The sequence below is a fragment of the Pseudomonas sp. JC1203 genome (assembly GCF_056175065.1).
In genome coordinates, this window is the sequence record NZ_JBWCAM010000002.1 from 379,152 (window position 1) to 400,530 (window position 21,379).

General features: G+C 62.9%; 26 protein-coding genes. 24 read left to right on the forward strand and 2 right to left on the reverse strand.

Features of this window, described 5'->3' with window-relative positions; translation table 11 throughout:
* Nucleotides 1–115: 115 nt before the first annotated feature.
* The 12 genes from AC0SZ7_RS04840 to AC0SZ7_RS04895 all read left to right on the forward strand — a co-directional run bounded on the left by AC0SZ7_RS04840 (nucleotide 116) and on the right by AC0SZ7_RS04895 (nucleotide 10,352).
* Entirely contained in the window at nucleotides 116–1,015 is a 900-nt protein-coding gene (locus AC0SZ7_RS04840; RefSeq protein ID WP_475503286.1) for an SDR family oxidoreductase, read from the forward strand.
* Nucleotides 1,016–1,078: 63 nt separating this feature from the next.
* Nucleotides 1,079–1,876 (forward strand): SDR family NAD(P)-dependent oxidoreductase, encoded by a 798-nt coding sequence (locus AC0SZ7_RS04845; RefSeq protein WP_475503287.1) that lies wholly within the window; start codon nucleotides 1,079–1,081, stop codon nucleotides 1,874–1,876.
* A gap of 45 nt (nucleotides 1,877–1,921) precedes the next feature.
* On the forward strand, nucleotides 1,922–2,461 hold the full coding sequence (locus AC0SZ7_RS04850) for a GAF domain-containing protein (protein WP_475503288.1): 540 nt from the start codon (nucleotides 1,922–1,924) through the stop codon (nucleotides 2,459–2,461).
* A 533-nt stretch (nucleotides 2,462–2,994) separates the two neighbouring features.
* Nucleotides 2,995–3,810, forward strand: a complete 816-nt coding sequence (locus tag AC0SZ7_RS04855) for a hypothetical protein (protein ID WP_475503289.1) — start codon at nucleotides 2,995–2,997, stop codon at nucleotides 3,808–3,810.
* 119 nt (nucleotides 3,811–3,929) lie between these two features.
* Nucleotides 3,930–4,142: an AlpA family phage regulatory protein gene (locus tag AC0SZ7_RS04860; RefSeq protein ID WP_475503290.1), complete on the forward strand. Its 213-nt coding sequence runs from the start codon at nucleotides 3,930–3,932 to the stop codon at nucleotides 4,140–4,142.
* A gap of 4 nt (nucleotides 4,143–4,146) precedes the next feature.
* Nucleotides 4,147–5,001, forward strand: a complete 855-nt coding sequence (locus AC0SZ7_RS04865; RefSeq protein ID WP_475503291.1) for a ParA family protein — start codon at nucleotides 4,147–4,149, stop codon at nucleotides 4,999–5,001.
* Between the two features lie 60 nt (nucleotides 5,002–5,061).
* Nucleotides 5,062–6,627, forward strand: a complete 1,566-nt coding sequence (locus tag AC0SZ7_RS04870; protein WP_475503292.1) for a ParB family protein — start codon at nucleotides 5,062–5,064, stop codon at nucleotides 6,625–6,627.
* Nucleotides 6,628–6,643: 16 nt separating this feature from the next.
* Nucleotides 6,644–7,195: a DUF2857 domain-containing protein gene (locus tag AC0SZ7_RS04875; RefSeq protein ID WP_268150713.1), complete on the forward strand. Its 552-nt coding sequence runs from the start codon at nucleotides 6,644–6,646 to the stop codon at nucleotides 7,193–7,195.
* Complete coding sequence (locus tag AC0SZ7_RS04880; protein ID WP_475503293.1) at nucleotides 7,189–8,397, forward strand: STY4528 family pathogenicity island replication protein; 1,209 nt, start codon at nucleotides 7,189–7,191, stop codon at nucleotides 8,395–8,397. The genes AC0SZ7_RS04875 and AC0SZ7_RS04880 overlap by 7 nt, the downstream gene beginning before the upstream one ends.
* 253 nt (nucleotides 8,398–8,650) lie before the next feature.
* Nucleotides 8,651–9,412 carry a PFL_4669 family integrating conjugative element protein gene (locus AC0SZ7_RS04885; protein ID WP_475503294.1) on the forward strand — a complete coding sequence of 254 codons (762 nt, stop codon included), beginning with the start codon at nucleotides 8,651–8,653 and terminating at the stop codon, nucleotides 9,410–9,412.
* A complete protein-coding gene (locus tag AC0SZ7_RS04890; RefSeq protein ID WP_475503295.1) occupies nucleotides 9,409–9,918 on the forward strand; it encodes a DUF3158 family protein in 510 nt (169 codons plus the stop codon). Before AC0SZ7_RS04885 ends, AC0SZ7_RS04890 begins: the two co-directional genes overlap by 4 nt.
* Nucleotides 9,915–10,352 carry a single-stranded DNA-binding protein gene (locus AC0SZ7_RS04895; RefSeq protein WP_475503296.1) on the forward strand — a complete coding sequence of 146 codons (438 nt, stop codon included), beginning with the start codon at nucleotides 9,915–9,917 and terminating at the stop codon, nucleotides 10,350–10,352. Before AC0SZ7_RS04890 ends, AC0SZ7_RS04895 begins: the two co-directional genes overlap by 4 nt.
* A gap of 98 nt (nucleotides 10,353–10,450) precedes the next feature.
* On the opposite strand, the gene AC0SZ7_RS04900 is transcribed toward AC0SZ7_RS04895, so the two are convergent.
* Complete coding sequence (locus tag AC0SZ7_RS04900; RefSeq protein ID WP_475503297.1) at nucleotides 10,451–10,678, reverse strand: hypothetical protein; 228 nt, start codon at nucleotides 10,676–10,678, stop codon at nucleotides 10,451–10,453.
* A gap of 137 nt (nucleotides 10,679–10,815) precedes the next feature.
* Here AC0SZ7_RS04900 and AC0SZ7_RS04905 point away from each other — a divergent pair, with 137 nt between their 5' ends.
* Both AC0SZ7_RS04905 and AC0SZ7_RS04910 read left to right on the forward strand, forming a co-directional pair.
* Nucleotides 10,816–11,157, forward strand: coding sequence for a helix-turn-helix domain-containing protein (locus AC0SZ7_RS04905; RefSeq protein WP_475503298.1), 342 nt, complete (start codon nucleotides 10,816–10,818; stop codon nucleotides 11,155–11,157).
* Nucleotides 11,158–11,237: 80 nt separating this feature from the next.
* Nucleotides 11,238–13,220 carry a DNA topoisomerase III gene (locus AC0SZ7_RS04910; RefSeq protein WP_475503299.1) on the forward strand — a complete coding sequence of 661 codons (1,983 nt, stop codon included), beginning with the start codon at nucleotides 11,238–11,240 and terminating at the stop codon, nucleotides 13,218–13,220.
* Nucleotides 13,221–13,377: 157 nt separating this feature from the next.
* Here AC0SZ7_RS04910 and AC0SZ7_RS04915 read toward each other — a convergent pair whose 3' ends face one another.
* On the reverse strand, nucleotides 13,378–13,605 hold the full coding sequence (locus tag AC0SZ7_RS04915; RefSeq protein ID WP_475503300.1) for a hypothetical protein: 228 nt from the start codon (nucleotides 13,603–13,605) through the stop codon (nucleotides 13,378–13,380).
* Between the two features lie 372 nt (nucleotides 13,606–13,977).
* Here AC0SZ7_RS04915 and AC0SZ7_RS04920 point away from each other — a divergent pair, with 372 nt between their 5' ends.
* The 10 genes from AC0SZ7_RS04920 (at nucleotide 13,978) to traD (ending at nucleotide 21,358) form a co-directional block, all read left to right on the forward strand.
* The gene (locus tag AC0SZ7_RS04920; protein ID WP_475503301.1) at nucleotides 13,978–14,541 is read left to right on the forward strand and encodes an STY4534 family ICE replication protein; all 564 of its coding nucleotides are present in this window, start codon (nucleotides 13,978–13,980) and stop codon (nucleotides 14,539–14,541) included.
* A gap of 68 nt (nucleotides 14,542–14,609) precedes the next feature.
* The gene (locus tag AC0SZ7_RS04925) at nucleotides 14,610–14,867 is read left to right on the forward strand and encodes a hypothetical protein (protein ID WP_475503302.1); all 258 of its coding nucleotides are present in this window, start codon (nucleotides 14,610–14,612) and stop codon (nucleotides 14,865–14,867) included.
* A 66-nt stretch (nucleotides 14,868–14,933) separates the two neighbouring features.
* On the forward strand, nucleotides 14,934–15,428 hold the full coding sequence (locus tag AC0SZ7_RS04930; protein WP_475503303.1) for a JAB domain-containing protein: 495 nt from the start codon (nucleotides 14,934–14,936) through the stop codon (nucleotides 15,426–15,428).
* A 60-nt stretch (nucleotides 15,429–15,488) separates the two neighbouring features.
* Nucleotides 15,489–16,205, forward strand: coding sequence for a DUF5983 family protein (locus AC0SZ7_RS04935; RefSeq protein ID WP_475503304.1), 717 nt, complete (start codon nucleotides 15,489–15,491; stop codon nucleotides 16,203–16,205).
* Between the two features lie 124 nt (nucleotides 16,206–16,329).
* Nucleotides 16,330–16,851, forward strand: a complete 522-nt coding sequence (pilL2, locus tag AC0SZ7_RS04940) for a PFGI-1 class ICE element type IV pilus protein PilL2 (protein ID WP_475503305.1) — start codon at nucleotides 16,330–16,332, stop codon at nucleotides 16,849–16,851.
* The gene (locus AC0SZ7_RS04945; protein ID WP_475503306.1) at nucleotides 16,848–17,531 is read left to right on the forward strand and encodes a hypothetical protein; all 684 of its coding nucleotides are present in this window, start codon (nucleotides 16,848–16,850) and stop codon (nucleotides 17,529–17,531) included. Before pilL2 ends, AC0SZ7_RS04945 begins: the two co-directional genes overlap by 4 nt.
* A gap of 10 nt (nucleotides 17,532–17,541) precedes the next feature.
* Entirely contained in the window at nucleotides 17,542–18,258 is a 717-nt protein-coding gene (locus tag AC0SZ7_RS04950) for a TIGR03759 family integrating conjugative element protein (protein ID WP_475503307.1), read from the forward strand.
* Nucleotides 18,240–18,794, forward strand: a complete 555-nt coding sequence (locus tag AC0SZ7_RS04955; RefSeq protein WP_475503308.1) for a lysozyme family protein — start codon at nucleotides 18,240–18,242, stop codon at nucleotides 18,792–18,794. The genes AC0SZ7_RS04950 and AC0SZ7_RS04955 overlap by 19 nt, the downstream gene beginning before the upstream one ends.
* The gene (locus tag AC0SZ7_RS04960) at nucleotides 18,791–19,222 is read left to right on the forward strand and encodes an integrating conjugative element protein (protein WP_475503309.1); all 432 of its coding nucleotides are present in this window, start codon (nucleotides 18,791–18,793) and stop codon (nucleotides 19,220–19,222) included. Before AC0SZ7_RS04955 ends, AC0SZ7_RS04960 begins: the two co-directional genes overlap by 4 nt.
* A gap of 9 nt (nucleotides 19,223–19,231) precedes the next feature.
* Nucleotides 19,232–21,358 carry a type IV conjugative transfer system coupling protein TraD gene (gene traD, locus AC0SZ7_RS04965; RefSeq protein ID WP_475503310.1) on the forward strand — a complete coding sequence of 709 codons (2,127 nt, stop codon included), beginning with the start codon at nucleotides 19,232–19,234 and terminating at the stop codon, nucleotides 21,356–21,358.
* Nucleotides 21,359–21,379 lie beyond the last annotated feature (21 nt).

Here is a 21,379-nt window from a genome sequence, read left to right on the forward strand (position 1 = left end):
CCACAGCATTGCCGGCCAGAAAAAATGAACGATCCCCTCTCCAGCGCTCTCCACCCTCATGACACGCCCACTGTCACAGGCTAGCAGCCTTGACCATCCACTTGAGGGAAACTCCGTGACCACTGAAAACCAGTACCGCATGCAGGATCCGCTGACCCAGTACCCGGCCCCGCCGTTTCCACAACAACCCCAACCGGCACCGGGCAGTGTGCACGCTCTGCAGCCCAAGGCCGATCATGGTGAAACCAGCTACAAGGGGTTTGGCCGGCTGGCCGGTCGCAAGGCGTTGATTACCGGCGCCGATTCGGGCATCGGACGCGCCACAGCCATTGCCTTTGCGCGTGAGGGCGCCGACATCGTGCTCAGCTACCTGCCGGAAGAGGAGTCAGATGCGCAGGAGGTGGTGGAGCTGATCCAGGCGGAGGGGCGCAAGGCGGTAACGCTGCCCGGCGACCTCAAGGATGAGGCTTTTTGCACCACGCTGATCAGCCAGGCAGTCCAAGCCTTGGGCGGGCTTGATATCTTGGTGAATGTCGCTGGCAAGCAAACCGCCCAAAAAGACATTGCCCAGCTCACCACCGAGCAGTTCGACGCCACCTTCAAGACCAACGTCTACGCATTGTTCTGGCTATGCAAGGCGGCATTGCCTCACTTGCCAGCCGGCGCAACCATCATCAACACCGCGTCGATCCAAGCCTACCAGCCTTCGGAAACGTTGCTAGATTACGCGCCCACCAAATCGTCCATCGTGGCCTTCACCACAGCCTTGGCCAAGCAGGTCATCAGCAAAGGCATTCGTGTAAACGCCGTAGCCCCCGGGCCGTTCTGGACCCCATTGCAACCCTCCGGCGGCCAACCTCAGGAAAAAATCCGCGAGTTCGGCACGGAAACACCGATGGGGCGACCTGGCCAACCTGCTGAGTGCGCGCCCCTCTATGTGCTGCTGGCGAGCCAAGAGTCAAGCTACATCACCGGCGAGGTGTTCGGCGTCACAGGCGGCAATCCACTGCCCTAACCTGACGCGGCAGGCGTTGCGCCGCGACGCGCTGCCGTCTTTCGAGACAACAGAGAGGTGACTATGGATCTTGGAATCAAGGGGCGCGTCGCGCTGGTCACCGGCGCCGGCGGTGGCATTGGCCGAGCCACTGCCCGACTGCTGAGCGAGGAAGGTGCGCTGCTGGTGCTCACCGATCGCGATAAGCAGGCAGTGCAGTTGCTCTCTGCCGACTTACCAGGAGAAAACCTCGTGGTACCTGCCGATATCACCGACCAGCGAGCCATCGAGCGCGTGGTGGCCCTGGGGGAAGAGCGTTTTGGCAAGATTGATATCGTCGTGCATACCGCAGGCGTCACCGGCGCCAAGGGCGATCCACTGGAGCTCAGCGATGCTGATTACGAGGAAGCCTGGCAGACCGACTTTTTCTCCTCGGTGCGCGTCGCCCGCGCCACTATTCCACGCATGCGCCCGCGCGGATGGGGAAGATTTGTGTGCATCACTTCGGAGAACGCCGCACAACCGTACCATGAGGAGGCGGTGTACAACGTCGCCAAGGCCGCCCTCGCCGCCTTCGTGAAAAACCTGTCCTACCAGGAAGCTAAACACGGTGTATTGTGCAATACGGTAGCCCCGGCTTTCATCGAGACGGGCATGACCAATGCCGTGATGCGCCAGCGTGCGCAGGAGCTGGGTGTCTCATTCGAACAGGCCATCGAGAGTTTCCTGCGTCAAGAGCGCCCCGGCATCGTGCAGCAGCGCAGAGGACAGCCCGAAGAGGTGGCGGCCGTCATCGCCTTGCTGGTATCGCAGCGGGCTTCCTTCATCAATGGCAGCAACGTGCGTGTCGATGGCGGTTCGGTACAAGCCGTGCAGCAATGACAACGCCTCTTAAACAGGGGGCCTCTCCAGGGACAGGAACCAGCCATGAGCAATACCCCGTTATCTGTGAGCAACCTGCTGACTGCAGCAGAACGCGCTGCCATTGCGGAAATTGAGGCGACCACCAACATCCTGCGGCTGGTGACCCGCCTGACGACGCTGCGTTTCGCCGGCATCGCCAAGTTCACCGACCGCGAATGGGTGGTGTGTTCGGTCTATGACCCCACCCAGTTCGGCATCGAAGCAGGGGATGCGGTGGATATCGAGACCACTGTGTGCAGCGAGTTCAGAAATAACCCGCATGCGCTGTTCTTGCCGAAGGTGAGTGATGACGAACAGCTCCGCGAACGGCCCATCGTCAAACGCTACGCCATCGAGAGCTACGCGGGAGTGCCGATCATGCTTCCAGACGGCACGCTATTCGGCGCACTGTGCGCCCTGGACACGCGCGCGGCGTTGTTTGACGACCCGGACCTGGTCGAGACGTTGACGCTTTTCGCTCGTCTGGTGGGCTGCATTTTCTACGCCAGCATAGAAAATTTTCAAGAGAGCACTCCAGCGCAGAGAGCTAAGAAGAACGCGTGAATATCCGTTATGGCGATGTTGGTGTCATTCCACCATCCCCTGCCCAGGCACTTCCTATCGTTCAGCAGGTGAAAGCATGCTGGGCACTTCTCATTCCTCCTCCGCGGTTACGTCACTTAGGTGGCGATGGAGGGTGCTGATCGAAGCTTTCATTGACTCAGTCACACACGATCTGTAGCCATCGCGCTGATCAAAATGGACATTTTTCATCAGCGTGCCTGATTGGCGATGTACCGAGTTAACAGTAGGAAGGCGCCACCTCACTCAGTCAATACAAACGGCCATTTTGTAACGGGATGTTACAAAGCACGATGACAAGCATGCTCACCAGAAGCAAACCAAGCCATTGATAATCCGAAGATTTGGCTGTCTGTCAGCGGTTAGCGTACGAAATCCCCAACCGTAAACCCCTGCATGTATCCACACGGTTACAAAGCGCGCAGAACGAGGATCCAATTTTTTAGTCCAGTGAAGTGAACTCAATGCCAGGGCCCCTTGGATCGCTCGGGCGAGCTCTCAAGAACCACCCTCATATGCAGTATGCGCGCGAGCCAGGAATGGCGCTTTTTTTCGTTCGCATCAGGGATGACAGCAACAACAATTTGAGGGACGTAACCATGCCCTTTGCCAGAAACTATTACACTCCGGTAGACGTTGCAATCCGGTGGGGCCACTTCACCGTATACGAAAAAGAAATTCTCCATACTGCTTTCGAGCATCCGGAGAAACTACTGTATTACTCGGAGCATTGGCCCACCTTACATGTTTACCTAGAACGTTTATGCGATGCGATCGACTGTCACGAACTTCCCGCCTGGTATCTAGGCCACCCGATTACGTTTCCAGCACGGAGTGGCGCATGTACCGTGCAATTAAGGCACTCCGATCTCCGATTTTGGGCTTTGCGATTCTCACCCGAGGACAAACCCGACTTTCTGTTCGATGCAAGCAATGACCACAGCCAATGCATCAGTCTTGGTACCTATTTGGCCCAACAGGCAGCGTTCGATACCTTGAAGCGCGAATTCGACCAGCTCCATGCTGAACACTCAACGCTGCTCGCCGAACTGAAGGCCCAAGGTATAGAGCGCGACATGCTGTCCACCCAGATGGAAACCTTCAAGATGCCCTCCGAATCGACCCTCTATGTGCTGCAAGTGATCATTGGTTCGATGCTTGAGTTGATCGTGGGAAAATCGCCTTCTGGCCAATCGCTGTCGGTGTACAAAACCCAAACGGCATTCGTAGACGCCATAGTCGAACATTACTCGCACCTTCCAGGCATAAGCAAACGTACCCTTGATCGGAAATTTGCGGCTGCCCGACAGCGCTTGGCCCAGGCAGGTTGAGGCTTTCACGTTATTGCCAGGCAATAGGCTCCATTGCCTGGCAATGACATCCATCCGTTCTGGTTATTGACTGAGTGTCACATCCCACCACGCGCCAAACGACGCTAAGGAGTGACATCATGCAATCTACCGTCATCATCGCCTCCGCCGATCGCCACATCATGCGCCGTGACGAGGTCGAACAAAAAACTGGCTTCAAGCGCTCGCACATCTACAACCTGATGAAAGCGGGGATGTTTCCGCAGTGCCGGCGCATTGGCACGCGCGCTGTTGGTTGGGACTCGCTGGAAATCGAGCACTGGGTGCAAGAACGCCTGTCGATCCGGGACTGAAGCCATGGACGTTCTCTCGCTGATTTCAACCAAGGGCGGCGCCGGCAAGACGACCGTGGCCGCCAACCTGGGTGGTTTGCTGGCCGACGCCGGTTTGCGCGTTCTGCTGTTGGACCTGGACAGCCAGCCGACACTGTCCAGCTACTATGCCCTGCCCCATCCCCGGGCCGCCGGCAGCTACGAGTTGATCGCACAGAACCTGACGGCGGCCGATCAGGTCATCAGCGCCACCGGAATTCCCGGCCTTGATCTGATCGTCTCCAATGATCGGGCCGGTCACCTCAACACCCTGCTGCTGCATGCGCCCGACGGGCGCCTGCGGCTGCGCAACCACCTGCCAGCCTTTGCCGATAATTACGACGTGCTAGTCGTGGATACCCAAGGCGCTCGCAGCGTCGTCGTCGAAATGGCCATCCTCGCCTCGGGCTGCGCGTTGTGCCCCTTGCCACCCGAAATGCTCGCGGCGCGAGAGCTGCGCCGCGGCACCCTGGGGCTATTCGAGGAGTTGGAGCCCTACCGGCACCTGGGGGTGTCGCTGCCGCCGGTTAAACTGCTGCTTAACCAGGTCAATTTCAACCGCCGAGATACGCGCCTTATAATGCAGAGTCTGCAGATGACCTTCGCGGACGATGCGCACGTCAGTCTCTGCGACACGGTTATTCCGGACCGCGTGGCCTATCTGAATGCCGCCACCCTCGGGATGCCCGTACACCGTGTCGAGCCGCATCCCGTGCGGGGCAGCCAAGGCCGTCCAGCCGCCCAGGTGATGCGCGACCTGGCCTTGGAACTGTTTCCGCAATGGCGCGGCCAACTGATCAAGGCAGCGCCCGGCTCGGACAGGCGCAAGACAGCTTCCTGAGTATTCTCCAACCACCGTGCCGCGTCCGTCCACGGTCGTGGCTTGACCCGGGCTGCCCTCATGAAGACACCGACCTCCGAGGAAATCACCCGCAAGCTGCAGCACTCCCACTTTCCTAGCACGCCTGGTCTGGAGCAACCGGCAGATCCTGCCTGTGATACACCGATGGTGGTGACCCTGGAGCAACTGCGCCCGTATGATCACAACCCGCGGTTCATTCGCAACCCGCTGTACGAGGAGCTTAAAGCGTCCATCAGCGAACGCGGGTTGGACCAGCCGCCGTCAATTACCCGCCGGCCGCACGAACGCCACTTCATCATCAGCAATGGCGGCAACACGCGCTTGAGCATTCTCGGCGAACTGTGGCAGGAGACCCGGGACGAGCGTTTCTTCCGCATTTCCTGCCTGTTCCGGCCGTGGCGATCAGAGACCCATGCCTTGCTGGGCCACCTGGCGGAAAGCGATCTGCATGGGCCTCTGACCTTCATTGAACGAGCGCTGGCCGTGGCCAAGGCCAGGGATTTGCTGCAGGAGGATGGAAAAACACTGAGCCAGCGCGAGCTGGCAAGCCGCTTGAGCAAGGACGGCTACCCGATCTCACAGCCGCATATCAGTCGCATGTTCGACACTCTGATCCACCTGCTCCCCGCCATTCCCCAGCGGCTTTATGCAGGCCTCGGCAAACACGCCATCGAACGCGTCATTTCCTTGAGGAGTCGTGCCCAGGCGACCTGGAATCGTTTGGCGGCGGACGTGAGTGGCTTTGGCCCGTTGTGGTTTGACGTCCTGTCCGTATTTGACGAAGCGATTGGGGAACTGGAAATTAGTGAAGTTCAAGACGCCCTTCTCGACAAAATGGCGGCCGCTCTGGAGCGCTCACCTCGTCTGTTGGCGCTGGAACTGTTGCAGGACCCGCCGTATGGGGTGAGCGTTCCACAGTTGTCAACATCGCTGCTATCGCCAGAGCCTCTCCCTCAATCGCTGTCATCATCGGGGTGTCCCGACCTGGAACCTGATCACTCGGCGCAGCACGCTGAACGCAAGGTTGTCACGACACTGGACGGCAATGAAACAGCCTTTACCTCGGCAGCTGCCAGGGGGCAACCTGACGTCGATTCGGGAGAGGCCCTTCCCTCTACTACCGCATCCGCGCTACCAGCTCCCCAACACCTTCCGGCCAACAGGCTGGGCTCAGTGAACGCCTTGGCAGAGTTGCCCAACGAACTCACTGACGTCGATCAATTGCGCAACAACTCCTTCGCGCTGGCGGCAGAGCTCGCCGGTTACGCCGACGCTAGGCATTTGGTCGAAGCCTCGGAGACCGGGCTGGGCTTTATTCTCTGTGCTCAACCAGCAGCGTCGCTAAACACCCGGGGCATCGGTATCCAACTGATTTTGGCGGCCTTGCTGCGCCTGCACGATGACGTCAACCAGGAGCAACGCCAGCAGTTACCCGCGGCGCTGTTTGGCCAACTACTGACGGGCGTGTATGACCTGCCCCTTCAGGGGCTCCCGGCTTTGACACAGAAGCTTGAGCGTCTGCCCGATATCCAGTTCGAACAAGCCCTCTCGCTGGTTCGCACGTCCCGACGCTTGATAGAACTACTGCTGTCGCCCGCTCGCTGATAACCGGAGGTGCCCCATGGGTACGACCTTCAATCTGTTGAACCACGCCATGCTCAACCAGGTCCTGCATGAGCTGCACCATGGCCGCTTGCAACGCTGCAAGGCATTGGGCCTGGACGACGAGGACATCAAGGTATTGCAATCCCTGCCGCCCACCACGCTTTCGCACCTGGCGCATTCGAGCATCTCCTGGGTGGAGATCAAGGTCGACCTCACGGTGCTGCGTCGGCTGATCATCCAGGCTGAACGCGATGAGCAGAACGAGCGCCTGATCAACCGCGCCCTCAAGCTGGGTGCCAGTTCCAGCATCATGTACCGCTGTTTTGGCCTGGACCATTCGGAAACCGCATTGCGTCGCCGGGTGCTGCAGATCGAGACGCACCGAGGCCGGCCGATTCAGCTTAGCGAAGCTCAGGAGCATGCCGTCTGGAACCGCTGGAGCCAGTTGCGGGCGGACGACCCGGACAATGACCCACTCGACGCCATGATGATGCTGGCTGAAGAGCAGCACATCAGCCTGACGCTGGTGTGGCAGCAGATCGAGCTGTACGGAGGTGCGCCATGCTGAAGTTCTACAGTGTCGATTGGCGTGACGTCGTGCGCCAGTCCAATGAGGTTCTGGAGCGGTTGCAGCAAGAGCAGGCGCGACAGGCCGGCGAGCAGGCGTCCATGGCGACGGCTGAAACTGGCGAGCCGGGTTTTGTTTACCGCGGCAATGACGCGATGCCACGGGCCTTGTTGCTGGATCGTCGCCTGACCCCGCTGGAGCGCAATACCTGGCAGGTGCTGCGCTGGCTGGTCGGCGAAAAAAACCTACGAGCCCCGCGCTACGAGGACCTGCAGCCCTATCTGGCCACCAGCCCCTGCGGCGCCCAAGCTTCGCGTGAGACCATCGCCCGGGCTTTGAACGTATTGCGGGTCACGCGCTGGCTCACCCTGGTCGAGCGCGCACGAGACGAGCATGGTTGCCTGCGGGGTTGCGTCTACGAGCTGCACGATGCCCCGCTGACTCCCGCAGAAGCGATCGCTCGAGACACCGAGTATATGGCGCTCATTAAGCAAGCCCTTAGCCACGCTACCAAAGGGGTGCGCGACGTGGCCCGCCATGTGCTCGAGGAACTGCGCGCAGACCCTGCCGTGCCTGGGGACGCGTTGCAGGATTTTGATGTGGCGCGGCCCACCTCACCGCAACAGGTCCTGGCGCTAGAACCCGGCGCGCCAAAAGATTCCGAACGGACCAGTCTGGACCCCGTTCGGGCCGCGGCGGTCGTGGCTGAGCATCCCGAACCCAGTGGCATCACCCAGGATTCTTTAGTCGTTCGGAATCCAGGCGCGGTGCGTACAGTACAAAAAGAACAAAGCAAAAAAAGTACGGTACTGCCCCCAAGCACCGGATCGTCGCAATGGCCGGACGGCCTGCAATTGAGCCTGGGGGAGCAGCGCATGGCGGCACAGGCGTTGCACCAGCTCGATCCCGAACAGCGCCAAGCGGTCATCAATGAGGCGTCGGTGCGCTGCGCCCGTGGTGAGATCCGAAAACCCATCGCCTACCTGATGGGATTGATCAAACGCGCCTGTCGGGGTGAGTTCACCCTGTGGGCAGCCCGAGGCGAAGTCACTGGGCCAACGCCGGCCGTGGCGCCTGTTCGAGCTTCGGTGCCTGCGACCGACGCAGCAAAGGCAATTAGCAATCGCAATGCCTCCCCCCTGGCGCTGGCATGCCTGGAAGAGCTGAAGCTGCGTTGTCGGCTCACCAGTGGTACACCTTAGATTCGATGCACATCAAATCGCGTCCAGCCTGTGCTACTGCGGGTGAAGTCGATCTTTGAATTCAGGGCCATGGAAATAGCGGCTCGATGCCCACGACCAACTGCCTGGTACTCACTGGACACCATGCTCACGAAATCGATTCCAGGTAGTTCCGTAGGCTCTCCCAATGTGAGCCCAGCACCTTCGCATTGATGGCTGTCGACCGTTGCCAGACCAACCAAGGTAGGGCCATCTCCACGGCGAGGAACCGGCGATGGTCGACCACTACCAACTCAACCTGGGCTCATTGCGCAGCAGCATCACCCTCACGCTGCACACCCATCACGCCGCCCGCCTGTGGCAGGGGCGTCTGGCCCGCGAAGGTGTGCATGCGATCATGGGCATGGCCGGCTACATCAGCGTCACCAACCTGCTCAAGCAGGCCAGCGGCCAGGATGACCCCTTCGCTGACTGGTTCATGCTGCAGTTGGAAGAAAAACTGCTGCTGGCCAAGACCGACATGCTCGCCCTGAGCGAACAGGTGGAGCGCCTGGAGCGTGACCTGCCGAGCCAAGTCGACATCGGCGATAACCTCAACATCCACCCGGTGACCTTGCCGCTGTTTATCGGCAGCCAGCTTGGGTTTCTTGCGGTCTACCTGCTCACTGATTACGACACCCTGGTGCGGCGGGTGCTCTTGGCCCATCACACGGCACTGATCGGCCGCAGCGACATGGAAATCTGGATCGACCGCGGTGCGCACCTGCTGCGCAGCCTGTTTGGCCTGGCGCAGCGCTACCGTCTGGCCGGCGTCAGCCGCGATGACATGGCGGCGAACAATGCCCGCGCCCGCGATGCCGTGGATAAATTTGGCCTGCCGCCGCAGGACATCCTCGAAGGCCTGCGGCGTTCGCAGTTCGCCCCGCCGACCGTGCGTCATCCCGCTGTCCGTCAGGAGGAGGATCTCGGGGATGAGCCGGCAAGCGAGCCGTTGGTGCCTGAACCAACCGTCCAATCTGAAGGCGGTGCGGCATGACCCTGGCCGAGGCAATCGCCCGTCGCCTGTCAACGGATGCCTATCGGCAGTTCGAACAGGCTGCCTCCCTAAAAGGCCTTTTAAAGCCTTTTAAGGGTAAGGGGGAGCTGCAGAAACTGGCCGATACTGCGCTGCGCCTGGAAACCCAGGTCGCCGAGCTGATGGGCGTGTTGCTGGCGATCGTGGCGCAGCCACCCTTCTCGCTGCTGGACCTGCGGCTGGTGGTGCAGCGCAGCGCGGCCGGCACGAACTTCCTACGCTGGCGCAGCCGTGATTTCAATCGCATGGGCGCGCTGGTGTGGGAGCGGGCGATGGCACAGCCGCACCTGGCGCAGTCGGTGCGCGAGGCGCTGCTGCAGCTTGAGGTCAACCGCATCACCCTGAACCTGCAAATGAGCAGCCTGCATTCGCTGCACCGGCACGCCACGGCGAGCGCGATCAAGCTGGAGGCTGCCGAGACCCTCTTCGATCACTCCCCTCCCCCCACCGTGGAGCAGCAACCATGAGCACTCTGTTTGTCGGCGAAGGCAACATCGGCAGCGCCCCCGAATTCCAAGAGTTCAACACCAACCCCAATGAGCCGCGGCGCCTGCTGCGGCTGAACGTGTATTTCGACAACCCGGTGCCGCGCGAAGGCGGCTACGAGGATCGCGGCGGCTACTGGGCGCCGGTTGAACTCTGGCACCGTGATGCCGAGCACTGGAGCACGCTGTTTCAGAAGGGTATGCGCATCCTGGTCGAGGGCCGCACGGCCAAGGACGAGTGGGAGGACAGCGAGGACAACGCGCGGGTGACGTTCAAGGTGGAAGCGCGGCGCATCGGTATCCTGCCACACCGCCTGGCGTCGGTGACTATGCGCGAGAAAGCCAGCGAGCCGGCCAAGGGCGACGGCTCGGCGCGCAAGACTGGCGGCAAGAAAGGCGCGCGGAAAACCGATTGAAGGTGGACGTCGGTGGAGTCGCGCCGGCTCAACGTGAGGCTCACGCTGGGCCGGCCACCTGTCCGGCGTGCAACCACTGCGGCTCCTCCACACCTTGATTACTGCTGGCGGGCGAGCTCGTGCTGGGCGTGCGCCAGCAGCAGGGCTACCTCGTACAGGTGCTGGTCCAGGGCACGGAACGCCTGCCAATGCGCCGGGCTCTGCTTGACCCAACTGGCCAACGCCTCCCTTGCCTGCAGGTTGTCCGGCTCCACGTGAGTCGCCAGGAACAGCTCGTAGGCCTTGATCTCCAGCGCCGTCATGTCGGCGTCATTGGAACGGTCCATGTTGCCTCCTTGTGCTGACAGGTCGTACCGCACTTTCTCAGCTAAATACGCCCCAGCAGGTTGTTAGTCAACCTCATAGGGCGTTCATATGCGCGAGTTGATGGTCAACCATATGGGTCGAATTGGAGATCGTCCCGTTGCCCGCCAAACAGCCTAGCCTACGTTACATCGGTCGCCAGTTGGCCCAGCTGCGCCGCGCCCGCCAACTGACCCAGGAAGACCTCGGCGAGCGCCTGGAGATCGGCGCCGAAGCGGTCTCGCGCCTGGAGCGCGGCCTGGTCGATCTGTCGGTGACCAAGCTGTTGCAGCTGGCGGACATTTTCCAGTGCTCGGCCGGCGAGCTGCTGGTGGCCATCAGCCCCCGTGCGCAGGACCAGGCCCAGACGTTTGCGACGTTGCTCGACAAGCTCAGCGCCGAGGACCGGCAATTCGCCCTCGACTCCGTCGAGCGCCTGGCCGCGCACATGGCGCGCAAATAAGGGCACACCGTTTCAGCTTTGCGCTGGATCTTTCCCACCCCACCCGCACCCTGTTGCTATCTGATCAGGGGAGCCCAGCCATGCGCCTGTACATCTGCGAAAAACCCTCCCAGGCCCGCGATATCGCCCGCGTGCTGCAGGCCAACCGCCGCGGTGACGGCTGCCTGCAAGGCAATGCGGTGACCGTGACCTGGTGCGTGGGCCATCTACTGGAGACGGCGCCACCGGAGACCTACGGTGCGCAGTACAAGCGCTGGGCCCTGGAGGATCTGCCGATCATCCCAAGCCGTTGGCAAGTGGTCGCCAAGCCCAAGGTCGCGGCGCAGTTGAAGGTCATCGAGCAACTGCTGCGCACCTGCAACGAGGTGGTGGTGGCCACCGACGCTGATCGCGAGGGCGAGATGATCGCCCGCGAGATCCTTGAGCGCTGCCGCTACCAGGGGCCGGTTTTGCGCCTGTGGCTCTCGGCCCTGGACGAGGCGTCGATCCGCAAGGCACTGGCCGCCCTGCGCCCCGGCGAGCAGACGCTGTCGCTGTATCACTGTGCGCTGGCGCGCTCCCGCGCCGATTGGCTGGTGGGCATCAACCTCAGCCGGCTGTTCACCCTGCTCGGCCGCCGCGCCGGCTTCGATGGCGTACTGCCGGTGGGCCGCGTGCAGACGCCGACCTTGCGCCTGGTGGTGGAGCGCGATCGAGCCATCGCCAGCTTCGTGCCCCGCCCGTTCTGGACGGTCGATGCGCAGCTGCAGGCCGAGGGCATGCTGTTTTTGGCGCGCTGGCAGCCGCCTGCGGGCAGTTGCGACGACAGCGGGCGCTGCATCGATGAGGGCGTCGGGCAACGGGCGGCGCGGCGGCTGGTGCAACGCGCCCAGGTGCGGGTGTCGAGCGTCGACGTGGAGCGAGTGTGTGAAGGACCGCCGCTGCCCTTCGACCTGGGGACCTTGCAGGAGATCTGCTCGGCCAAGCTTAGCCTCGGCGCCCAGGACACCTTAAACACGGCGCAGGCGCTGTACGAGACCCACAAGGCCACGACCTACCCGCGCACTGACTGTGGTTTCCTGCCCGAGAGCATGCTCGATGAGGTGCCGCGCGTCCTCCACGCCCTGGCAGCCAGCGCGCCGTCGCTGGGGCAATGGCTGAAGGAAGCCGACCCGAGCCGACGCTCACGGGCCTGGAACAGCAGTAAGGTCACCGCCCACCACGGCATCATCCCCACGGCCGTGGCCCTCGACCTGAGCCGACTGTCGGAGCGCGAGCAGGCGGTCTACGCGCTGATTCGCGCGCGTTACCTGGCGCAGTTCCTGCCCGACCACGAATACCTGAAAACCCAGGTGCTGCTCGTAAGCGACGAAGACCAACTGCAGGCACGCGGCAAGCAGATCCAGGTGCGCGGCTGGAGGGCGGTGATCGATGAGGCCGACGGCAGCGAACCGGGCGAGCCGAGCCAGCGCCTGCCGACGCTGCGCGAGGGTGCGTCGCTGCCCGTGCTCGATGCCGTGGTCAACGCGCACCGCACCCAGCCGCCCAAAGCTTACACGGAAGGTACCCTGGTCAAGGCGATGAAGACCATTGCCAACCAGGTCGCCGACCCGCGCCTGAAGCAGAAGCTCAAGGACAGCATCGGCATCGGCACCGAGGCCACCCGCGCGGCGATCATCCAGGGACTGATCGATCATGGCTACCTGGCGAAGAAAAAGCGCAGCCTGGCGGCCTCGGCCGCCGCACACACGTTGATCGAGGCGGTGCCGCCGGAGGTGGCCGACCCGGTGTTGACTGCCCTGTGGGAACAGGCGCTGGATCGCATCGAATCGGGCCACCTGGACGTCGAGACCTTCCTGGCCAAACAGGCCGCCTGGCTCACGCCACTGGTGCAGAGCCACGCCTCGCTGACCCTACGCGTGCCAGCCGCCGCCAAAGGCCCCGCGTGCCCGGTGTGCCGCAGCGCCATGCGCCAGCGCAAAGGTCGCACCGGTGCCTTCTGGTCGTGCTCGCGTTATCCGGACTGCAAGGGCACCAAGCCGGTGGCCGCGCCCAAGCGTACCCGCAAGCCCCGCTCCTCCTGAGCAGCGCCCGGCACCTTGACGCTTCCCGCCGAGGCTGTTGTAGTGAAGGCGCCCCATCGCCAATTGGCGAACCAAGACCGATACGCTCCGGGCAGCTCGGTCGAACCGTCGTGTTCGGAGCCATGCCACACCTCTCCCCCGTGATTGCTTTTCGGCGTCATAGATCCTCCAGGCGGATGACCCGTGTGGCTTGCTGCAGGCTCCAGGGGTCATTCGCCTCGGCGATGATGCTCAGCACCGGTGCCCGCCGGCGAAAGACTGGGCGCCTTTTGTGCGCGGATGCGTGCCAGCAGTTTCCGATCCAGGCCACGACAAGGATCGGTTGAACCAAGTGAATGACCGGCGACAGTTTTGCGATGGACTTCGCGGTCAGGGACTGGGTCAAAGGTGGTCCTCCTCATCCTAGCCTGATGACCGTCGGGCTATTTTTTCGTCGGCAACTTTCCACTGAAGACCATCGGTTTCCGGCCGCCGAAGACGAGCTCAAGCCCCTGTTGACGCGGGATTCGCCTCGATCTATAGATGAACTGCACCTCACTGTCGATGACAGCACCTAGGTAGCCAGAACCTTGAAGGCTACGCCCGTTACGGGTGGTTCCTCCCCAGTGCGATCAGCGCTCGGCAGCTCGCACGGTCACCGATCCCTCGGTGATGAGCGCTCCTCGACCGGTCCTGTGACCACTTGCCTCCCCTTGCGGAACTCACCTCCCGCCAGGGCTGGTGGATATCCGCGTTTCTTGCAAACAGGAGATTCACCATGGCTACCGCACACAACGCTGCACCCACCAGCTACTTCAACCTGCACACCCAAGGCATTGGCTACCTGAACCGCATTCGCGAAGTCCCGGTACGTCGTGGGCAACCGTTCATGGCCTGCGACATTGCCGCGTTGCACGGTGCCTCGGATGACGTCGAGTACACCCGCTTCGACTGCAAGGTCGCCGGCGGTGAAGCGGAACGTCTGATCCGCGAGCACCTGGAAGACGTCAAGGCCGATCGCAAGGTGCTGCTGGCCTTTCGCATTGGCGATCTGTGGGTCGACGCCTTCACCTATGAAAAAGGTGAGCGCAAAGGCCTGCCGGGTGCCAGCCTCAAGGGTCGGTTGATCTTCATCGAGTGGATCAAGGTCGATGGCCAACTGACCTACAAGGCCGCACCCCGTGCTGAAGCCCCTGCTCCAGCTGAACCGGAGCAGCAGGCTGATGAGGCCGATGGTGAAGAGGAAGCGCCAGACGACACTTCCCGCGCCAGCACCGGCCGTCGTCAAGCCCCGGCTGGCAACAGCCGTCGCACCGCCACACAGGCGCGTCAGTCTGCCTAAGGCGATTGACCCACCCCACCAGGCGCTCGCACGAGCGCCTTTTTTTTCCACCTGTGTCGGAGGTTGCCATGGAGAGCTACTGGCTCTGCGAGGACTGCCTGCAGGCAGTGGCCTATGACGACTTCAGCGCGCTGTCGCTGTATTACAGCGAGGCTGAGGTCGACCAGCGCATCACCCGGATGCGCGCCGGCCTGCAAGCCCTGCTGCCCTTGAGTGCCGACTTCGATCCTGAGACCGGCATCGGCATCCAGGACTTTTCGCCCCTGCCCTGCGAAGTCTGCTGCAGCCGCTTGCACGGTACGCGGCATCGCTTCACCCGGCTTTGAACTGCTGATACCTACCCAATGGGGGCTCTCCCCCTAGGGGCGCTCCTGCTTTACGAGGATTGTCCCATGAACACCACCCTGAACCTGGTCGACTCCGTCGATCCCGCTGTGATCCAGCGCGTCAACGAAGATGCGCTGATTCAGCAGGCCCTGCAGTTGCTCGACCGCCGTTATTTCCAACGCGGCGAGTTGCTTATCCAGCCTGCCGATGCCGCGGCCTACCTGAAGCTGCGTCTGGCGCCCTACCGGCAGGAGATCTTCGCCCTGCTCTGCCTGGACTCGCGTAACCGCGTGCTCGCCTTCGACGAGCTGTTCTTCGGCAGCATTGATGGCGCCAGCGTCTACCCACGCCAAGTAGTCATCAAGGCCTTGGAGCATAACGCCGCCAGCGTGATCTTCAGCCACAACCACCCTTCCGGCTGCCCGGAACCCAGCAACGCCGACCGCGTGCTGACCCAACGCCTGACCGAGGCCCTGGCCCTGGTGGAGGTCCGCGTCCTGGACCACATCATCATCGGCGAAGGCCGTCCGTTGTCCCTGGCCGAATTTGGCTGGATCTGAACCGTCGTCCCGACGCCACCGCCTGCATGGGGTGGCCTCAACTTCCGCTGGAGAGCAGTCATGCATCCTCTTACGTCCACCCCCTTCGTTCGCGGCTACCAATCCTTTCGCTGTGAACGCCTTATCCAAATTATCTACGAAGAGTACTGCGAGCCTTGCTACCGGCCCCTGCATGACTCGCAGGCGCAGCTGCCGGACCATGACATCAACCGCCAGCCTTGCATATTCAACGATGACTTCGTGCTGATCACCCGGGGGCAAACCCTGGTCAGGGAAGCCGTCGCGCACTGCACTGACGACGGCACGGTGGTGGCGGTGGTCTACACGGTCGTCGCCGACCATTTCGGCCAGTCCGCCCACTTGGGTGACTATCCCAGCGAAGAGGCAGCGCAAGCGGTGATCACGCAGTTGACCTTTGCCACAGGGCACTACAGCCGTAGCTGGGAAATCAGCTCGGCGCACCTGCCCCCTGTGGAGCTCAAACTGCTGGAGGAGCGCACCTGGCGCGGCATCGCGTCCGGCTTCTTCGAGTGTTTCGAGCTGTTCGACAGCCATGCCATCGGCTGCAAGCTGTATTCGACGCCTTGGCAGGATGGCGGCAACGCTTCTGAGTGTGTCGCCAGCCGCGCAGAGGTCCTGGCGCGCCTGCGTGACGAGCAGGTACCAGCGGTGCTGACCGAACTGTTGCTGCTGGCCGGGCAAGCCGACGTGCGTTTCCTGGTGTTTGATCCAGACGCCCGACGGCTGCCCGAGCTACCCGTTTTTCCCGATAATTGATGCAAGGCGCCTACGGGCGCCTTTTTTATTGGGCGCGAATTGCCGTGGGCGGGAATCGCTTTATCGGTGGGGCGACAGCCGCCCTTTTCGCCATGGTAGCGGCAACCTTCCCTGAGGCATCGCCATGCATCGTCCACTCATGCTCACGCTGGTCATTGCCGCCCAGCTGGCGGGCTGCAGCCATGCTGCGCCCCCTCCCGGCCCAATACCATCCCCGGACAAGCCCGCGACACCCGCCAAGCCGCTGGTGCCGGAAACGCTCCAAGCACCTGACTGGGTGCGGCAAGGTCGCTACACCCTGGTCAGCGCCCGGCCGACGCTGGAACAACGCCAACCGCTGCTGCAGATGGTCGAGGTCAGTATCCCGCCGGCGCTGCGCAGTGATGTCGGCGAGGCATTGCGCCATGTGCTGCAGCGCTCGGGCTTTTCGCTGTGCCCGGATGTCCCGCCGCAGGCGCTGCTGTTCAGCCGGCCGCTACCGGCGGTGCACTACCAGATCGGCCCGATGGCCCTGATCGATGCGCTGACCATCCTCGGTGGACCGGCCTGGGAACTCAGCGTCGACCCACTCAATCGCTCGGTCTGCTATGCACTGCGGTCGCCATCACCTGCTGCACCGGTCGGCACGCTGGGGCTCGTCCCATGAAAATACAGACCTTCCATGACCTGTTGATCGGCGCCCTGTGCATCGGCGCGACCTTGCTGGCGGCGGTGACCTACAACCATCATCAGCAACTCGCGGCCATGGTCGCAGTAGCTGCACAGGCCCAGCCCGATCCTACCCCAGCTCTGCGGCGGGATCTGGATCTGCTCCGCGATGGTCAGGCAAAGCTGCAGGCACAGCTGCGCGACCTGAGCAGCCAGCAGGAGGCCGTCACAGCCACCCAGGCGGCGAACCGGCAGCAACTCGACCAACTCGACGCTGCCATCGCCGAGCAGTCGAAATCAACAGCCAATGCCCCCAGCAGCGAGGTATTCACGGCTTGGCAGCAACGACTCGACAAAGCCGAGGGGGACCTTGCCCACGTGCAGGCCCTGCTCGCGGCACAGGCTCAACCCCGGCCCCGCACTGAACCCGCCCCGATGCCAAAGCCCAGGGTGAAATCACCGCGCCCTGCCGAGCCGCCGCTGTCGGTGCTTGGCATCGAGACGCGTGGCAGCGCCCGATTCGTGTCGGTTCTGCCGACCGGTGCACGTTCGCTGTCCGCCGTGCAATTGCTGCAGCCGGGCGAGAGCCTGGATGGCTGGCAGTTGCGTGAGACCCAGCCCGACCAGGCCGTCTTCCAGGTCGCGGGGCATGCCGACCGCAGCTTACCCCTACCCTGAGGACGCTGCCATGCGCCTGTTCGCTCTCATCAACCTGCTCCTGTTGCCCATCAGCCTGCACGCTGCCGTTGTTGCCGCGGCGGACCAGGAAGTCTCCGAACCCAGCCAACGCAACAGCGACGTAAAGCAGCTGCAGCAACGCCAGGCCACTGCCGCGCAGGCATGGGGACTGACTGACGATGAATGGGTCAAGTTTGAACACCTGCAAAACGGCCCCCGGCGCTATTGGTCGCCGCAGTTGGACCCGCTGACCACCCTGGGAGTGGAGGCGGAGTCCGATCAGGAGCGGCAGCGCTATGCCGAGCTGCAAGTGCGCCTGGAAGCCAAGCGGGCCGAGCGCGAACTGGCCTACCAGCAGGCGTACACCGCCGCGTGGGCGCGGCTGTTCCCCGGGCTGCAGCCCGTACAGGGCATGAGCAGCGTGGACAATACGTCAACCAGCACCCGCTACGCGCTCTTCGTCGAAGAGCAGTGCCCAGCCTGCCAAGCCCGGGCCTTGCAACTGACGAAACAGGGCGCGCAGCTGGATGTGTACCTGGTCGGCAGCCAGGGCAAGGATGAAGCGATCCGGCACTGGGCGCGCCAAGCGGGCATCACCGCCGCGCAGGTCAGCAGCGGGCAGATCACCCTCAACCATGACCGCGGGCGCTGGTTCAGCCTCGGCGCCAGCCGCCCCCTGCCGGCACGCTATCAACAGGTGGACGGACAATGGCAGCGCGTCGACTGATATGCGCCCTGGCGCTGGGGCTTGGCACCCACGCAGGCGCCGAGGTGATACCCCCGCCGGCCTACCAAGTGATTGCCGCCCAGGCCGGCATTCCCTCCTCGGTGTTGTTCGCGGTTGCCTTGCAGGAAAGTGGTACTCGGCTGCGCGGCCAGACCATCCCCTGGCCCTGGACGTTGAATGTCGCCGGCAACCCGCAGCGCTTCGCCAATCGTCAGCAGGCGTGCACCGCGCTCATGCTCGAACTCACCCGCCAGGATCCTCGGCGCATCGATGTTGGCCTGGGCCAAACCAACCTCGGCTACCACCCCGAGCGCTATGCCAGCGCCTGTGACGCCCTTGATCCGCGGACCAACCTCACGGTCACTGCCGCCCTGCTCAAGGAACACTTCGAGGCGGCCGGCGACTGGGTGCGAGCCGCCGGTCGTTATCACCGGCCAGCCGGAGGCGAGCCTGCGGCCCGCTATCGCGCGCAGTTCATCCGCCATTGGCAGCGGGTCGACGCATCGGCTGCCCTCAATTTGGAGAACCAACCATGACGCCTGTACGGATCATTGCCCTGATTACGTTGTGCTGGCTGTGGTACGGCGTGGCGGCCCAGGCCGACGAACCAACGTCCGCAGCCCCCGTCCCACGCCTATTGAGCTGGGTCCTGCCTATCCACAGCAGTCAGCTGAGCCCAGGCCCGGTCACGCGCAGAATGCTGGATATGCCGAGAATGACACCCCTGTTTCTGGTCGGGCAGGACCCGCTTTCCCTGCAATGGCTGGCTGAACATGCCCAAGCCCTACAGGCGCTGGGCGCCAGCGGTCTGGCCGTGGAAGTTACGGATAGCGGGACGCTGCAGCGCATCCAGGCAATAGCGCCGGAGCTACCGATCTGGCCGGTCAGCGGTGATGACATCGCCGCGCGCCTGCAACTGGAGCATTACCCCGTGCTGATTACGCCAACCGCCTTGGAACAGTGAGGGCAACCCATGACCGATCACGCGATGGAGTCCCTGCTGCGGCCCGCCGTGGAGCTGTACACCGTCGGCGTGTGCGCGGGCGCTGCGGCACTGTGCCTGCACTCGCCCTGGGCGGTGGCGCTCTCGTCTGAAATTGGCGCTGGCATGGCGGTGGCCTACACCGCCTTTGGCCTCAAGCGCCTGAATGAAGCCCGCGTCGTGCTGTGCTATCGGCGCAACATCCGCTGCCTGCCGCGCTACTTACTCACCAGCCGGCAGATCCCGGTCAGCAACAAGCGCCTGTTTATGGGCCGCGGTTTCCGCTGGACACGCCTGCATACCCAACGCTTGGTCGAAGCCCAGGACCCTGCCCTTGCTCCCTATGTGAATCAGTCCGCGGCCTACCAGTGCGCGCGCCGGTTGGAGCGGGCGTTGGAAAAAGCCCCCTTTGCTCTTTCCCGCCTGGCCCAGCTCACCGCCTGGGACAGTCCCTTCAACCCGGTACGGCCATTGCCACCGGTGGGCGGCTCCCCGCTGCTGCACGGCGTCGAGCCCCATGAATGCGAGGCCAGCCTGCCGCTGGGTGAGCGTGTCGGCCATACCCTGGTGCTGGGCACCACGCGAGTGGGCAAGACTCGCCTGGCCGAGGTGTACATCACCCAGGACATCCATCGGCAAAAGCCGGAAGTGGTGGTGGTCTTCGACCCCAAGGGCGATGCCGATCTGCTCAAGCGCATGTATGTCGAGGCGCGCCGCGCCGGGCGCGAGAAAGAGTTCTACGTGTTTCACCTGGGCTGGCCGGAGATTTCCGCGCGCTACAACGCCATCGGCCGCTTCGGTCGCATCTCCGAAGTCGCCACCCGTATCGCCGGACAATTGAGCGGCGAAGGCAACTCAGCGGCATTCCGCGAATTCGCCTGGCGCTTCGTCAACATCATTGCCCGCGCGCTGATCGAGCTGGGCCGGCGCCCAGACTATCTGCAGATCCAGCGCCACGTGGTTAACATCGACGCCCTGTTCATCGAGTACGCGCAGCAGTTTTTCGCCCGCCATGATCCCCAGGCGTGGGACACTATCGTGCAGATCGAGGGACGGCTCAATGAAAAGAACATCCCCCGGCACATGATCGGCCGGGAAAAGCGGGTGGTCGCCATCGAGCAGTACCTGGCCGCCAAGCGCATCTTCGATCCGGTGATGGATGGCCTGCGCTCGGCGGTGCGCTACGACCGCACCTATTTCGACAAGATCGTCGCCTCGCTGCTGCCGCTGCTGGAGAAGCTAACCAGCGGCAAGACCGCGCAATTGCTGGCCCCGAACTACACCGACCTGGACGATCCACGGCCCATCTTCGACTGGCTGCAGGTGATCCGCAAACGCGGCATCGTCTACGTCGGTCTCGATGCACTGACCGATGCCGAGGTGGCCGCGGCCGTGGGCAACTCGATGTTCGCCGATCTGGTCTCGGTCGCGGGGCACATCTACAAGCATGGCGTGGACCATGGCCTGCCCGGTGTCTACAGCTCGACGGAGAAGCTGCCGATCAACCTGCATGCTGACGAGTTCAACGAGTTGATGGGCGACGAGTTCATCCCACTGATCAACAAGGGCGGCGGCGCGGGTATTCAGGTCACCGCCTACACCCAGACGCTGAGCGATATCGAGGCGCGCATCGGCAACCGCGCCAAGGCCGGCCAGGTGATCGGCAACTTCAACACCCTGCAGATGCTGCGGGTGCGGGAGACTGCGACAGCGGAGCTTTTGACCAACCAGTTGCCCAAGGTCAACGTGCAGACGCGCACGCTGGTCTCCGGGGCCACCGACACGGCTGACCCGGACGCCCATACGGACTTCACCTCATCCTCCCAGGACCGCGTCAGCAGCACCGCCGTGCCGCTGATTGAGCCCGCGCATATCGTCAGCCTGCCCAAGGGGCAGATGTTTTCCTTCCAGGAAGGCGGACAGCTGTGGAAGGTACGCATGCCACTGCCCCTACCCTCCAACGATGACGCCATGCCCAAGGATCTGCAGGAGCTGGCCAATCACATGCGCGAGTCGTACAACGCCAACGCGGGCAACTGGTGGACCAGCGCCGGCGGCGCACCCACGGTTGATTTCAACCCCGAAACGCCACCGCCAACGCGCAAGCGCCCATCCTGAATCACCGGATGAAATGCCACG